This is a genomic window from Flavobacterium sp. ASW18X, assembly GCF_005144745.1.
Lineage (GTDB): Bacteria > Bacteroidota > Bacteroidia > Flavobacteriales > Flavobacteriaceae > Croceivirga.
The window spans coordinates 13,728-29,398 of sequence record NZ_SWKK01000014.1 but is presented as its reverse complement, the minus strand read 5'-3'; the positions used below and the strand labels follow the sequence as shown (position 1 = coordinate 29,398).

Below are 15,671 nucleotides of genomic sequence, written 5' to 3'. Positions count from 1 at the left end.
CTAGTAATACGTACACCATATGAAACAGATAACTACTTGGAAGGCAAAAAGTATATTCGTTTTATTATTTTCTATCTTAACTGGTATACAGGCACAGAACTTAGTGCATAATGGTGATTTTGAGAATATGACTCAATGTCCGGATGGTCTTAGTAAGGTTAACGGATATGTAGATTTTATTACAACCCCTTCTAAAGGGACCACAGATGTATTTAGTAAATGTGCTCGTGGAAAAAATAGTGTGCCCAGAAATTTTAGAGGTTATCAAAAACCAAAAAGCGGCAAAACGTACATGGGAATGTATTTGTTTGCTGGTGGTGGTTACAAAGAATACATTCAATTGCAATTAAAACAACAATTGGTTGCCGGAGAAAAATACACCCTAAAGTTTTATGTAAGTTTAGCGGAAGATTCACAATTCTCAGTGAAAGAAGTAAATGCCTTGTTTACTGGTAAAAAGATGGAATTTAGAAACACTTCCACTATTAATTTAAGAGACGTAGGGGAGCAGTATGGCAGTTATTCTTTAAAAAATATGAAAGCTCAAGCCAAACTTACCAATACAAAAATGTGGATACCTGTAGAATTAGAATATACCGCAGACGGCTTTGAAAAATTCGTAACCATCGGTAGTTTTGGTAAGGTGCCCAAAGATTATTTAATGAAGGTGCCAAATCCTGCCCCAGGTAGTGCACAGATGGCTTATTTCTATATTGACGATGTTAAACTAACCAAGCAAAGCAACATAGATTTAGACATAGATTATAACGAATCTTTTGTATTAGATAAGGTTAATTTTGATGAAAATAGTGCTACACTTGATCAGGCGTCAAAAGTATATTTAGAAGAATTGTATGCGTCCTTAGCTAATCCAGATAAAGACAAAGTTGTTTTAAAAGGGCATACAGATAACATAGGGAGTCAAGAATATAATTTAATGTTGTCAGAGAAAAGGGTTGCCTCTGTAAAAGCATATTTAGCCTCTTTAGGTATGCCTGCCGATAATATTAAAATTGAAGCATACGGAGAAAAACATCCTTTGTATAATGGATTAGATATGACTTCTTTGAGAAAAAATAGAAGAGTAGAATTTGTAATTACAGAGTTTGAAGACTTCCAAGAATAAAATTCGATTTTAGATTAGTTCTCGGTACGGCCAATCAAACTTTTGATGGCCGTATCGTATTTTAATACAATATCTTCAGTGCGGCCAGCACTTAACACAAAAAAGGTCTCTGGTTTAAAGCCTGCGGAGCCGATATCTAATTTCCAGTGAAAACCCTTTTCGCTTTCTAATTTAAAATAACCATCCACATCTGTGAATGTTGTTGTATCTGCGCCCAAAATTTGTATTTGAGCCATATAAACAGGTAGGCCTAATTCATCTACAACCTTACCTTTTACGGTATGTTGGCTATAGGCAAAAGTAAAGGCCGCAGACATAAATAACGCTGTGGTCAATTTGCGCATTACAGTAAGATTTGGATAGTGATAACGGTAACGCGCTAATATTTAGTGTCGCAAGAGTTTAATTACACCTTTTTTTCGATTAAAAGCATCAAAATGCAATAATGCCAATGGAGTGGCGTTTTTATTCCTGAAAACGAGAGCCTATAAAAATTGACCAACTATGACCAATTTGTACACTCGTTTAGTTCTGTTTTTTTGCCTTTTAGGTAGTTTTGGCTTAAGTGCGCAAAACCTTATTCTTAATCCTAGTTTTGAAGAGAAGAACAATTGTCCTTCTTCCGTATCAAACCTTAACGTATTACTTAAAAATGTTTCCATACCTACGGGTAGCTCAGGAGATTATTTTAATGCGTGTAGTACAGGAGATTTTTCAGTACCATCTAATTTTAGAGGTACGGAGAAAGCAGCAGAAGGTGCTGGGTATACGGGGCTTTACTTTCATGCGTTAAAAGACTACAGAGAATATTTGCAATTAGGGTTAACCAAAACATTGCGAGAAAAATATCCTTACAGATTACAATTTAAAGTGAGTTTAGCAGAAAGTTCTGCCTTAGCATTACAAGAAATGTATATAGTCTTGGTGAATAAGCCTTTAACATTACCTAACAATACTTTATTGACGGAAAATAGGTTGCATTTACAAGATGGGCTAGAATTTACCAAAGTGAGGCTTCAGCAGAATAGTACTTTAGCAAGCAAAGACGGATGGGTAACCTTAACTGCAGAATTTGAAGCAAAGGGGTTTGAAAAACACGTCCTTATAGGAAATTTTGAAACAAATACCGGTACTAAAACGCAGGTATTAACCTCTAAATCTACTACTAGCGATTATGCGTATTATTTTATAGACGATTTTGATTTACAAGAGTTGCCAAGAATTAATTACGAGCAGGACAAGATTTATGTGTTAGAGCGTAATCCGTACCAACCAAAAGGTTACGAATTAGACGATACGGCTATGGCCAACATTCAAAAAATATTTAAATTTTTAAAAGATAATGCAGAACTGCAGTTAAAAATTACGGGCCACTCAGACAACACCGGTAGTCCAGAGTATAACAAGTTTGTTTCTTCTTTGCGTGCAAGGGCGGTTGCTTTATATCTAAAAGAATTAGGTATAGAAGACAAGCGAATAGTGTGGGAAGGTGTAGGTAGTTCTAAGCCGCTACAAAAAGATGGGCTAAAAAAACAAGGTCTTGGAGAGCGCCGTGTAGAATTTGTAATGACACACTACCAAGATTAATGTAATACCATTTGCTTATTTTTGGTAAAAACCAAAAGCGCACATGAAAAAATATATGCTACCCTTAGTATTTTTAGTACTAGGGGTTTCTTGCGTTCAAAAGCAGGAGGTGGACTTAATTGTCAATAATGCTAAGATTTATACGGTAGACTCAGAGTTTTCAGAGGCCTGCTGTATGGCTATCCAAGATGGTAAAATAGTAGCTGTTGCAAAAACAGCAGATATTTATCAAAAATACACTTCTAAAGAAATGTTGGATGCAGGAGGTAAAACCATTGTTCCTGGTCTAATAGATGCCCATTGCCATTTTTATGGCTTAGGATTAAATCAGCAAATTGTAGACTTAGTAGGTACAAATAGTTATGAAGAGGTGCTGGAGCGTGTTTCGGCTTTTGCCAAAGACAATCCGGCGAACGTAATTCGTGGTCGCGGGTGGGACCAAAATGATTGGGAGGTTAAGGAATTTCCTGTCAATGAAAAATTGAATCAGTTATTCCCAGATAAGCCAGTGGTTCTTGAGCGTGTAGATGGTCATGCTTATTTTGTAAATAATGCTGCTCTACAGTTGGCAGGTATTACTAAAGAGACTAAAATAGAAGGTGGAGAAATAGTTTTGATAAATGGAGAGCTTAGTGGTGTCTTGGTAGATAACCCCATGGCATTGGTAGATCAAGTTATGCCAAAACCAAACGTTGCATCACAAATTGAAGCACTAAAGGCGGCTCAAGAAATTTGTTTTGATTATGGGCTTACTACTGTGAACGATGCTGGCTTAGATAAAGCTACCATTTACCTAATAGATAGTTTGCAAAAGGCAGGGGAACTAGATATGCGTGTTTATGCAATGGTTAGTAATACACCAGAGAATTTAGACCACTTTTTAGAAAAAGGAATTTTAAAGACCGATAAACTAAACGTTCGTTCCGTAAAAGTATATGGTGATGGTGCATTAGGTTCTAGAGGAGCTGCTTTACGAGAAGAATATTCTGATAAGCCACATCATTTTGGTGCTTTAGTTACGCCTGCAGACCAAATTGATGCACTAGCGCAACGCATTGCTGCCACAGAGTATCAAATGAATACACATGCCATTGGAGATTCTGCCAATATCGTGGTCTTACGAGCATACGATAAAGCGCTTAAGGGAAAAACGGATAGAAGATGGAAGGTGGAGCATGCTCAAGTGGTTTCGCAGGCAGATTTTGATTATTTTGAAAAAGGAATTATCCCTTCAGTACAGCCTACGCATGCTACCAGTGATATGTATTGGGCAGAAGACCGTTTAGGAGAAGAACGTATTAAAGGAGCTTACGCATATCAAACATTATTAAAGAAGGCAGGTAAAGTTGCCTTAGGGACGGATTTTCCAGTAGAGCAGGTTAGCCCATTCTTAACTTTTTATGCAGCAGTAGCACGCCAGGATACGGATAAGTATCCAGAAGGCGGTTTTCAAATGCAAGAAGCTTTAACTAGAGAAGAGGCTTTAAAAGGTATGACTATCTGGGCAGCCTATTCCAATTTTGAAGAGGATGAAAAAGGAAGTTTGGAACCTGGTAAGTTTGCAGATTTTACCATCCTAAGTTCTGATATTATGAAGGTGCCCGTAGACAGCATTCCACTGCTTAAGGCAGAACAGGTTTATTTATCTGGCAAAAAAGTAAAATAAAAAAATCCCCGATGCTTTGTTAGTATCGGGGATTCTAAGTTTTAAAGGGTATTATTTAATTACATAGTAACAGGTACGGCTACTCTTGTAGTATCCCAGCCCATTATTAAATGTGCACCACCATCTACTTCTTTAAAGGCTATAGAAAAAGCTTCTAAAGATTCAGAACCTTTACTTACTTTTCCGCTAACACGCACTACGTCTGCTGCATTGTCATAGGAATAAGCTCCCCATTGATTAAGGTTTTTATTTAAAATAATAGTCCACTCATCTGCGCCTGGAATAGTAAATAAAGCATAAGTACCTGCTTTTACAGATTCTCCTCCAAAATTTACATCTTTATAAAAAGTAATTTCTGCAGCTTCGTTAGCACCCGTTCTCCAAACTTTACCAGTAGGAGCCAATGTTTCTAAATCTCTTCCTTTTAATTGTGGTCTTCCGTAAATAACACGTACTGCTTTGTCACTTTCTTTGTAGCTCGTTGGGAAAGAAGCAATATCTGCAGGACTTTTGTCTAAACCGCTAAATTTTTGTGCAGTTAAATTACTAGTTGCTAAGAATACGGTAAGTAAAAGGCCTAATCCTAATAAATTCTTCATGATGTTTTTAATTTTTTTTTGAATCTCGTTTCTTGAGTCGTTAAAACTATAATGTACTTAACAGACAAACCTTAAACTGGCGTTAAATTTTTAGAATTCACTTTAAAACAATTTTTAAAGGATACTGTTGGTTTTATTATGATTAAACTCTATTTAGTGTTTTTTAGTTTTAATATGTAATTAAAATGTTGATTATAGTTTCATCTCTGTTAGTCAATGCCCACATTTGTATTGTAATTTAAAATTAAATAGACGGATATGTGTGGAATTGTTTGCGCATTTGATTTAAAGCAAACTGCTGAGGTTTTAAGACCACAGTTGTTGGAGATGTCCAAGAAAGTTAGACATCGTGGGCCGGATTGGAGTGGTATCTATGCTGATGAGAAAGCTATTTTAGCACACGAAAGATTAGCAATTGTAGACCCTGCTTCTGGAAAACAACCTTTATTTAGTGAAGATAATAAACTGGTTTTAGCTGCTAATGGCGAAATTTATAATCATAGTGAACTAAGAAAGCAATTTGACGGAAAATATCAATTTAAAACACAATCTGATTGTGAAGTAATCTTGGCTTTATACCAAGAAAAAGGAACAGATTTTATTGATGAGTTAAACGGTATCTTCGGTTTTGCAATTTATGACACAGATAAAGATGAGTATTTCATTGCTAGAGACCATATGGGGATTATTCCATTGTATATTGGATGGGATAAAAACGGAACGTTCTACGTGGCCTCAGAATTAAAAGCTTTAGAAGGTACTTGTACAAAAATAGAGCTGTTCCCTCCAGGACATTACATGCACAGCAGTTCTGGCGAGTTTGTAAGATGGTACAAAAGAGACTGGATGGAGTACGATGCTGTAAAGGAAAATGAAACTAGCATCCAAGCATTAAAAGATGCTTTAGAAGCTGCTGTACACCGTCAATTAATGTCAGATGTTCCTTATGGGGTATTGCTTTCTGGTGGTTTAGATAGTTCAGTTACTTCTGCTATTGCTAAAAAATACTCTCAGAAAAGAATAGAATCAGGAGATACGGCAGATGCATGGTGGCCACAATTACACTCTTTTAGTGTAGGTTTAGACGGGAGTCCAGATTTAGCGGCAGCGCAAAAAGTAGCAGACCATATAGGAACTATTCATCATGAAATTAAGTTTACAATTCAAGAAGGTTTAGATGCTATAAAAGATGTAATCTACAACTTAGAAACATATGATATTACTACCATTAGAGCCTCTACGCCAATGTATTTAATGGCGAGAGTAATTAAATCTATGGGTATTAAAATGGTGTTGTCTGGTGAAGGTGCGGACGAGTTGTTTGGGGGGTATTTATACTTTCATAAGGCACCTAGTCCTAAAGATTTTCATGAAGAAACTGTACGTAAGTTAGACAAACTACATATGTACGATTGTTTGCGTGCAAACAAGTCTTTAGCAGCATGGGGTATAGAAGGTAGAGTGCCATTCTTAGATAAAGAATTTATGGATGTAGCCATGCGTATCAATCCAAAGGATAAAATGATCAATGGCGAGCGTATGGAGAAATGGGTAATCAGAAAAGCATTTGAAGATTACTTGCCAGAAAGCGTAGCTTGGAGACAAAAAGAACAATTTTCTGATGGTGTTGGCTACAGCTGGATAGATACGCTTAAAGCCTTAGTGGAAGAGGAAATTACAGATGAGCAAATGCAGAATGCACACTTTAAGTTTCCTATACAAACTCCAACTACAAAAGAAGAGTACTATTACAGAAGTATTTTTGAAGGGCATTTTCCATCAGATGCAGCAGCTAAAAGTGTTCCACAAGAGCCTTCTGTAGCTTGTAGCACTAAAATTGCCTTGGAATGGGATGAGGCATTTAAAAACATGAACGATCCGTCTGGTAGGGCTGTAGCCAAAGTGCATACAGATGCCTACGTAAAATAAAGCTTGTTTTCATTTTAGAAGAGGAGTAGTTTTATTCATTTTAATTAGTCGATTGAAAGCGCCGCAAGGCGCTTTCTGTTTTGTTATGAGTAAGTTATTACTAGCAGATAAGTATCGTGGATAATAAGCCTACTTCAGCTTATTTTTTCACAGTAGTTTGTTGATAACTTGGTGGGGTAAAATGTGCTAAATACCACGTTTTGTATAGCTTTTGGTTATATTTGTAAGATTTGAAAAATGCAATAAACGCAGCTTTAAACTATGAGCGAAGAACTAAATAAGAAACAATATTCAGCAGACAGTATACAGGCCCTAGAAGGTATGGAGCACGTGCGTATGCGTCCGTCCATGTATATTGGAGACGTAGGCGTTAGAGGATTGCACCACTTGGTTTACGAGGTGGTAGACAACTCTATTGATGAGGCAATGGGTGGGTACTGTGATAACATTAAAGTCACCATTAATGAAGATAACTCAATTACTGTAGAAGATAACGGTAGGGGTATCCCAGTTGGCTTGCATAAAAAAGAAGGTGTGTCTGCCCTAGAGGTAGTAATGACAAAGATTGGTGCAGGTGGTAAATTTGATAAAGATTCCTACAAAGTATCTGGTGGTTTACATGGTGTTGGTGTTTCTTGTGTTAACGCATTATCCAATCACTTAAAAGCTACTGTACATAGAGAAGGTAAAGTTTGGGAACAAGAGTACGAAAGAGGTAAGGCGCTATATCCTGTAAAAAGTATTGGTGAAACCAATGTTACAGGTACTGTTGTTACCTTTTACCCAGACGATACTATTTTTACACAAACTACAGAATACAATTATGAGACCCTTGCTAACCGTATGCGGGAGTTGGCTTATCTAAATAAGGGAATCACAATTACCATTACAGATAAAAGAGAGAAGGACGAGAAAGGTGAATATGTTGGAGAAACTTTTCATTCAGAAGAAGGTTTAAAAGAATTTATCAAGTTCTTAGATGCCACAAGAGAACCATTGATAAACTATGTTATTAGCATGGAAGGAGAAAAGAATGGTATTCCTGTAGAAGTGGCCATGGTGTACAACACAGGTTTTTCAGAGAACCTGCACTCCTACGTAAATAATATTAACACGCATGAGGGTGGTACTCATTTATCTGGTTTCAGAAGAGGTTTAACATCAACCTTAAAAAAATATGCAGATAGTTCGGGTTTATTAGATAAAGTTAAGTTCGAAATTTCTGGCGATGATTTCCGTGAAGGATTAACGGCTATTGTTTCTGTAAAAGTTGCAGAACCACAGTTTGAGGGCCAGACCAAAACAAAATTGGGTAACCGCGAAGTAACCAGTGCGGTAAGCCAAGCAGTTTCTGAGATGCTTACAGACTATTTGGAAGAGAATCCAGATGATGCTAAGCAAATTGTAGAAAAAGTAAAATTAGCCGCTCAAGCAAGGCATGCAGCTGCTAAGGCAAGAGAAATGGTACAACGTAAGAACCCTATGGGGGGCGGCGGATTACCAGGTAAATTATCAGATTGCTCTGACCAAGACCCAGAAAAATGCGAAATATTCCTAGTAGAGGGAGATTCTGCAGGGGGTACAGCTAAAATGGGTAGAGATAGGAACTTCCAAGCTATTTTACCATTAAGAGGTAAAATTCTTAATGTGGAGAAAGCCATGCAGCACAAGGTTTTTGAGAACGAAGAGATTAAAAATATCTACACGGCATTAGGTGTTACAATTGGTACGGAAGAAGACAGTAAGGCATTGAACTTAGAAAAGTTACGTTACCATAAAGTAGTGATAATGTGTGATGCGGATGTAGATGGTAGCCATATTGAAACCTTGATTCTTACCTTCTTCTTTAGATACATGAGGGAGTTGATAGAAAGCGGACATGTTTACATTGCAACACCACCATTATACTTGGTTAAGAAGGGTGCTAAAAAACGTTATGCTTGGAATGACAAAGAGCGTGATGAGATTGTAGAATCCATGGGAGGTCAAGCAGGCATACAACGTTATAAGGGTCTTGGTGAAATGAACGCAGAGCAATTGTGGGATACAACCATGAATCCTGAGTTCAGAACTTTGAGGAGAGTAACTATAGATAATGCTACAGAATCTGATAGAATTTTCTCCATGCTTATGGGAGACGAAGTACCTCCAAGAAGGGAATTTATAGAGAAAAATGCGGTTTATGCCAACATTGACGCATAGTTAGGTGTACATATAACGGTAATTTCACAACAAAAAAACCTGGTTTAAAGACCAGGTTTTTTAGTTTTAAGAAAAATAAACAGATGAAATACATAGCTCTTGTCTTCGCATTTGCCTCATTTTCTATAATTTCTGCTCAAACTAGTATTGGTAATTTGTTTGCAGCAGGGGTAGAAGATGCAGAGCGTTTTGCCGATGCTTACTTTATGCCGGCAACAGAAGCAACCATATATAGTATGTCTAACGGGTGGTATAATACTGCGGATGCAAAACCTTTGGGTGGTTTTGAAATTTCTTTTGTTGGGAATATCACTGGTTTTAAGAATAAAGATGACAAACAGGCTTTTAACCTAGATACCGCAGATTATGAAAATATTCAATTTGCAGATGGTAGTACCTCAAAACTAGTTTCTACAGCTTTAGGAGACATAGAGGGTGTACGTATTTTAATTGAAGATGAAAGTGGTTTATTTAGTGAGGAATTTGAGTTGCCTTCGGGTTTGGCAGGGGAGAATATTAATTTTGTGCCTACAGGTTTTGTGCAAGCAAGTGTCGGCCTTATTAAGGGAATGGAAGTTAAGGCTAGATTTTTACCTAAAATAGCCACGGATGATGTGAAAATAGGCTTATTTGGTGCGGGTTTGCAGTATGATTTTACCAAACTTTTACCTGCAGATAAAATACTGCCTGTAGCTATTTCTGCAGTGATTGGATATACCAATTTAAACGGCGAGTATAATTTTACAGATGCTAATTTAATTGCAGGGGATAATCAGCGTATAGATGCCAATTTTAAAACTTGGAATTTTAGTGCTGTAGTTTCTACAAGAAAAATTCCTGTAATTAATTTTTACGGCGGATTAGGATATATTACTGGTACATCAGAAACGGCATTTTTAGGGACTTATGAAGCTAATGGGCCATTCTTTACTTCTACAGTTACTGACCCATTTACATTAGAAAATGATGCTAGCGGAATTGCCGCTACTTTAGGAACCAAGATAAAATTAGGATTTTTTAGACTTAACGTAGATTATAATATAGCTGAGTTTAGTACACTAACAGCGGGGATGCATTTTGGCTTTAGATAAACATCCGAGTTAAGAGTATAAAAAAAGGCGCTTGATATACTTATCAAACGCCTTTTTCAACTTTTTAATATACATTATTGTTTGGTTGCGAAAGTTTCACCGTTTTGCAATAATAGCTCAGGCAAATCCATGGTAAGTTGTAAAGGATTTAGTTGGTCTACTTCGTACTTTAGGGAATAAACCCCGTTGTCTACTTCCCAGCTAAAGTCCGTAGAATATTCCAAAGAGCCATTTTTAAAACGCTCATACCTACCTAAGTAAACATCGTTAAATGTCCATTCTTCTTTCACGTTAGAATTTGTATTTTTGGATGCGTCTTGTTGTAATTCGGTCTTGACCCAGACACCTAAAATAGGGTCGTTGTTTTCCGGAATTTCAGAACAATTACTCACCAATACAACGGCAAAAATGCCCATAATGTATAAGAGCCTCTTCATAAGCATAACAATAAGATTTGGGATTATTAGAACGCTGTAAGAAAAGGTAATGTTGTAATTTTTCGATAAACGGTAGTGAAATGGTCGTTTATCGATGTTTAGAGATGATATTATAGAATTTATAACAAATTCTTATTCTTTTTAAACAATGATAAAAATCCTTATAGAATGCTTTAAAATTCGCTATTTTTGGGCTGTTTAGAACTTAAAAAATCAATATAAATGAAAGTCACTGTAGTTGGTGCAGGCGCCGTAGGTGCAAGCTGCGCAGAATACATAGCAATTAAGAACTTTGCTTCAGAAGTAGTATTATTAGATATTAAAGAAGGCTATGCAGAAGGTAAAGCCATGGATTTAATGCAAACTGCTTCTTTAAACGGTTTTGATACTAAAATCACTGGTAGTACTAATGATTATTCTAAGACCGCCAATAGTGACATTGCAGTAATTACTTCTGGTATTCCACGTAAACCTGGAATGACAAGAGAGGAGCTAATCGGTATTAACGCTGGTATTGTTAAAACGGTATCTCAAAATTTATTAGAACATTCTCCTAACACTATCATTATTGTAGTAAGCAATCCTATGGATACTATGACCTACTTGGTGCATAAAACCACAGGTTTGCCAAAAAGTAGAATTATAGGTATGGGTGGTGCTTTAGATAGCGCAAGATTTAAATACCGTTTAGCAGAAGCTTTAGAAGCGCCAATTTCGGATGTAGATGGGATGGTAATTGGTGGCCATAGTGATAAAGGTATGGTTCCATTAATTGGGCATGCTACTAGAAATAGTGTAAAAGTTTCTGAATTTTTAGACCAAGAAAAAATGGATTACGTAGTACAGGAAACTAAGGTTGGTGGTGCTACGCTTACTGGTTTATTAGGTACTAGCGCTTGGTATGCTCCTGGTGCAGCGGTTTCTGGATTGGTACAAGCTATTGCTTGCGACCAAAAGAAAATGTTTCCATGTTCTACCTTTTTAGAAGGAGAATACGGTTTAAATGATATCTGTATAGGTGTGCCAGTAATTCTTGGCAAAAACGGGATAGAAAAAGTTGTAGAGATAGAACTTTCAGATGCAGAAAAGGCCAAAATGCAAGAATCTGCAGAAGGTGTTTCTAAAACTAACGGTCTTTTAGAGCTGTAGTACTTTACTGCATGTAAAAAGAGTAAGCCCTTTGTAGCAAGACTGCAAAGGGCTTGTTATTTATTAGAAGACAGCAAACAAGGGCATATATTGTAAAAAATATACTACCTAGCATTTAAATCTTTTTATATTTGCCGCATGAATGCAAAATGGTACGCTAGTATACTATTTATTATTCTGGCCTTACTTGGGCTAAGTCAAGAGCAAAAAAAGACCTCTAATCAACAAGTTTCTTTACAATTTGTAGATGTAGCGTTGTCTTCTGATACTGTTCATGAGGAGGTGTTGGCACTTATTACCCAAAAACTGCAGATCCTTGGTGCAGATGCTATTGAGGTTGTAACTAATGATACCCAGCAGGTTAGTATCCGCTATTACAGCGCAATGGATGCCAATCTGGTAGAAGACTTTCTTACTGGAACTCCGATAACAACTGATGGAGAAGAATTTCCTGTAGAATTACCTAAAGAGAATATTCCGGAAAAATACCGTATTGTGGTATCTGACTTGCACATGCAGTTAGATAGCAATTTAATGTTACAAGCAACCTTGGTTACTAGTCAAGACCAAAAGCTTTATAAACTTACATACCCTACAATTGCTAATTTAATTGCGGCAGAACATAGCATAAAAAGAATAGATGTCCGTGTTTTGCAAGCAATCTTTGGCGATAGTTTTAGTGTTAAGAAAAATACTTCGTATAATATCCCAGAGGTAAGGGCTGGCCCTATTGCCTAAGAAACAGAAAAGTTTCACTTCAATACAAAAATAAAAAATGTAGTAGCTAAAAGTGCTAGCAAACTACCGTAGTTGCCACAACTACAACAATTAGTAATCAACTTAAATTAAATTATTTAGTAGCATGCAAAATAAAGGATTAATAAAGCTTTTTGCGCTTCTTTTTGGTTTAGTGAGTATATATCAACTCTCTTACACTTTTATAACCAATAAGATTGAAAATGATGCAGAAACCTTTGCAGTGAATCAAATTTCTGAGGCAGAGGATAATTACTTGGCTAAAAGAGAAGCGCTAGAAACTTCTTATTTAGATTCCATAGGGAGTAACCCAGTTTTTGGATATACAACTTATGACGAGGCAAAGACAAAAGAGTTAAATAAAGGTTTAGACCTTAAAGGGGGTATTAATGTTACCCTACAGATTTCTGTAAAAGACATTTTAAAAGGATTAGCTAACAATACCAAAAATGCGGTATTTAATAAGGCCTTAGCAGATGCTGATGAAGCATCTAAAAATAGTGATGAGACTTATTTAGAACTTTTCTTTAATGCTTTTGATGCAATTAAAGGCGAGACAAAATTAGCTTCTCCAGAGATTTTTGCGAACAAAGGTCTAAGCGATGAAATCAATTTTCAAATGACAGATAGCGAGGTTAAGCCTATCATCAGAAGAAAAATAGATGAATCTGTTGTTTCTGCGTTTGAAGTATTACGTAAGCGTATTGATGGTTTTGGAGTTACCCAACCAAATATTCAAAGAGAAGGTAATTCTGGTCGTATTTTAGTAGAACTACCAGGTGCTAAAGATGTAAAAAGAGCGCAAGAGTTATTATCTAGTACGGCACAACTAGAGTTTTGGGAAACCTATTCTCAAAACAACCAAAGCTTAGGTTTATTCTTTGTAAATGCCAATGAAAAGCTTAGAGCAATTCTAGAGCCAGAGGCAAAGGAAGAAGAAGCCGTTAAGCCAGAATCAGAATTAGATTCTTTATTGTCAGATGTTGCAGAAGATACATTAGATGTTTCTTCAGCGTCTAATCCATTAATAAGTAAATTATTACCGCCAGTGCCAGGTAGCCACGCTATTGCAAGAGTATTGGTTGCGGATACTGCAGAGATAGGTGGTTACTTAAGGATGCCAGAGGTTAAAAGGTTATTGCCTGCGGATATTCAGTTTACAAAGTTTGCTTTTGAAAAGCCACCAAAGGATTCTGAAGTTGCAGATTTATATGCTTTAAAATCTAATAGAGATGGTAAGCCTAGAATTAGTGGTGATGTTGTTTCTGATGCGCAAGATGTTTTTGATCAATTTAATAAGCCAGCGGTAAGCATGACAATGAATACCAAAGGAGCTAGAGAATGGGAAAAACTTACAGGAGATGCTTTTAATAACCAAACCGGTATTGCTATTGTTTTAGATAACAAAGTGTATACAGCTCCGGGAGTATCTACAGGACCTATATCTGGAGGACGTTCAGAGATTACAGGTACATTTACAATCAATGAAACTAAAGATATCGCAAACGTGCTACGTGCAGGTAAATTACCTGCCTCTGCAGATATTATTCAGTCAGAGGTTGTTGGTCCATCTTTAGGACAAGAAGCAATTGATAGTGGTTTTATGTCTTTCTTAATTGCAATGGCATTTGTCTTGGTATGGATGGTGTTCTACTATGGTAGAGCTGGTTTGTTTGCAGATATTGCTTTACTATTCAACATTGTTTTAATATTTGGGGTTTTAACTAGCCTTGGTGCGGTATTGACCTTGCCAGGTATTGCAGGTATTGTATTAACTATTGGTATGTCTGTAGATGCTAACGTGTTAATCTTTGAGCGTATTAAAGAAGAGTTAGCGAAAGGAAAAGGAAAATCGCAAGCCATTGCAGATGGTTTTGGTAATGCATTGTCTTCTATTTTAGATGCCAATATTACTACAGGTTTAACTGCAATTATACTGTTTATCTTTGGCTCTGGACCAATTAAAGGTTTTGCAACTACCTTATTAATCGGTATTGTAACTTCTTTATTTACTGCCATATTTATAACTAGGTTATTAGTAGACTGGTACATCTCTGGTAAAGGAAGAGAACTTGCATTCTCTACACCTATGACTAAGAACTTGTTCTCTAACTTAAGTGTAGATTTCTTAGGTAAGCGTAAAATTGCCTATATCTTATCGGGTATACTAGTAGCTGTTGGGGTATTTTCTTTGGTTAGAAATGGGTTACAACAAGGTGTAGATTTTATTGGTGGACGTTCATACCAAATTCGTTTTGAGAAAGAGGTGAATCCATCAGAAATTGCTTCCGAATTAAACGATGAATTTGGTAGTGGTACCAATGTTAAAACATTTGGTGATGCTAACCAGATAAAAGTAACTACGCCTTATAAAGTAGAGGAAGAAGGCATAGAGGTGGATAATGAAATACAGAACAAGCTTTATACTTCTTTACAAAAGTATTTGCCAGATGGTACGTCTTTTGAAGATTTTACAGTAGGTGCCTCAGAAAAATCTATTGGTATTCTACAATCTACTAAAGTAGGACCAACGATTGCAGATGATATTAAAAAGAATGCTTATTTGGCTATTCTTGGTTCCTTGGCGGTAGTATTCTTGTACATTTTGTTCCGTTTCCAAAAATGGCAGTTCTCTTTAGGGGCTGTGCTAGCGGTATTCCATGATGTTATGATTGTATTGGGTATTTTCTCTTTAACAAGTGCTATAATGCCTTTTAACATGGAGATAGACCAAGCATTTATTGCGGCAATACTTACGGTAATTGGTTATTCCTTGAATGATACCGTGGTTGTATTTGATAGAATTAGGGAAATTGTAGGCCTTAAAGGTTGGAGCGCTGGTGCGCATGTAAATGAAGCTTTGAACAGTACCTTAAGCCGTACGTTAAATACCTCTTTAACTACATTAATAGTGTTATTGGCCATCTTTATTTTTGGAGGTGAAAGCTTAAGAGGGTTTATGTTTGCTATGATTGTGGGTGTATTAGTAGGTACGTACTCATCGGTATTCATTGCAACGCCAATTATGTACGATTCTTTGAAGAAGAAAATTTCTTCTGGTGCGGTAACTGCTACAGAGGAAGCGTAAACGTTATAATTTAATTTTAAAAAAAAGCCATCTGTTTCCAG

Annotated in this window: 12 protein-coding genes; 9 read left to right on the top strand and 3 right to left on the bottom strand. The window is 36.6% G+C overall.

The window, feature by feature from the left end; all coding sequences use genetic code 11:
- Window positions 1-19 precede the first annotated feature (19 nt).
- Window positions 20-1,126, top strand: coding sequence for an OmpA family protein (locus FBT53_RS10480; protein ID WP_136951142.1), 1,107 nt, complete (start codon window positions 20-22; stop codon window positions 1,124-1,126).
- Between the two features lie 14 nt (window positions 1,127-1,140).
- On the opposite strand, the gene FBT53_RS10475 is transcribed toward FBT53_RS10480, so the two are convergent.
- Complete coding sequence (locus FBT53_RS10475; protein ID WP_136951141.1) at window positions 1,141-1,470, bottom strand: carboxypeptidase-like regulatory domain-containing protein; 330 nt, start codon at window positions 1,468-1,470, stop codon at window positions 1,141-1,143.
- A 160-nt stretch (window positions 1,471-1,630) separates the two neighbouring features.
- Here FBT53_RS10475 and FBT53_RS10470 point away from each other — a divergent pair, with 160 nt between their 5' ends.
- Both FBT53_RS10470 and FBT53_RS10465 read left to right on the top strand, forming a co-directional pair.
- The gene (locus FBT53_RS10470; protein ID WP_136951140.1) at window positions 1,631-2,713 is read left to right on the top strand and encodes an OmpA family protein; all 1,083 of its coding nucleotides are present in this window, start codon (window positions 1,631-1,633) and stop codon (window positions 2,711-2,713) included.
- Between the two features lie 43 nt (window positions 2,714-2,756).
- The gene (locus FBT53_RS10465; RefSeq protein WP_136951139.1) at window positions 2,757-4,379 is read left to right on the top strand and encodes an amidohydrolase; all 1,623 of its coding nucleotides are present in this window, start codon (window positions 2,757-2,759) and stop codon (window positions 4,377-4,379) included.
- A 59-nt stretch (window positions 4,380-4,438) separates the two neighbouring features.
- Here FBT53_RS10465 and FBT53_RS10460 read toward each other — a convergent pair whose 3' ends face one another.
- Window positions 4,439-4,978 (bottom strand): DUF2911 domain-containing protein, encoded by a 540-nt coding sequence (locus tag FBT53_RS10460; RefSeq protein ID WP_136951138.1) that lies wholly within the window; start codon window positions 4,976-4,978, stop codon window positions 4,439-4,441.
- 258 nt (window positions 4,979-5,236) lie between these two features.
- Between FBT53_RS10460 and asnB the strand changes: the two genes are divergently transcribed.
- The 3 genes from asnB (at window position 5,237) to FBT53_RS10445 (ending at window position 10,200) form a co-directional block, all read left to right on the top strand.
- Complete coding sequence (asnB, locus tag FBT53_RS10455; protein WP_136951137.1) at window positions 5,237-6,907, top strand: asparagine synthase B; 1,671 nt, start codon at window positions 5,237-5,239, stop codon at window positions 6,905-6,907.
- Window positions 6,908-7,168: 261 nt separating this feature from the next.
- Window positions 7,169-9,109 carry a DNA topoisomerase (ATP-hydrolyzing) subunit B gene (gene gyrB, locus FBT53_RS10450; protein WP_136951136.1) on the top strand — a complete coding sequence of 647 codons (1,941 nt, stop codon included), beginning with the start codon at window positions 7,169-7,171 and terminating at the stop codon, window positions 9,107-9,109.
- Between the two features lie 83 nt (window positions 9,110-9,192).
- Window positions 9,193-10,200 (top strand): DUF6588 family protein, encoded by a 1,008-nt coding sequence (locus FBT53_RS10445; RefSeq protein WP_136951135.1) that lies wholly within the window; start codon window positions 9,193-9,195, stop codon window positions 10,198-10,200.
- A 74-nt stretch (window positions 10,201-10,274) separates the two neighbouring features.
- On the opposite strand, the gene FBT53_RS10440 is transcribed toward FBT53_RS10445, so the two are convergent.
- On the bottom strand, window positions 10,275-10,637 hold the full coding sequence (locus FBT53_RS10440) for a lipocalin family protein (RefSeq protein WP_136951134.1): 363 nt from the start codon (window positions 10,635-10,637) through the stop codon (window positions 10,275-10,277).
- A 222-nt stretch (window positions 10,638-10,859) separates the two neighbouring features.
- Here FBT53_RS10440 and mdh point away from each other — a divergent pair, with 222 nt between their 5' ends.
- The 3 genes from mdh (at window position 10,860) to secDF (ending at window position 15,630) form a co-directional block, all read left to right on the top strand.
- On the top strand, window positions 10,860-11,786 hold the full coding sequence (mdh, locus tag FBT53_RS10435) for a malate dehydrogenase (protein ID WP_136951133.1): 927 nt from the start codon (window positions 10,860-10,862) through the stop codon (window positions 11,784-11,786).
- Window positions 11,787-11,924: 138 nt separating this feature from the next.
- Window positions 11,925-12,524 carry a hypothetical protein gene (locus FBT53_RS10430; RefSeq protein WP_136951132.1) on the top strand — a complete coding sequence of 200 codons (600 nt, stop codon included), beginning with the start codon at window positions 11,925-11,927 and terminating at the stop codon, window positions 12,522-12,524.
- A gap of 124 nt (window positions 12,525-12,648) precedes the next feature.
- Window positions 12,649-15,630, top strand: coding sequence for a protein translocase subunit SecDF (gene secDF / locus FBT53_RS10425; protein WP_136951131.1), 2,982 nt, complete (start codon window positions 12,649-12,651; stop codon window positions 15,628-15,630).
- Window positions 15,631-15,671: the final 41 nt, after the last annotated feature.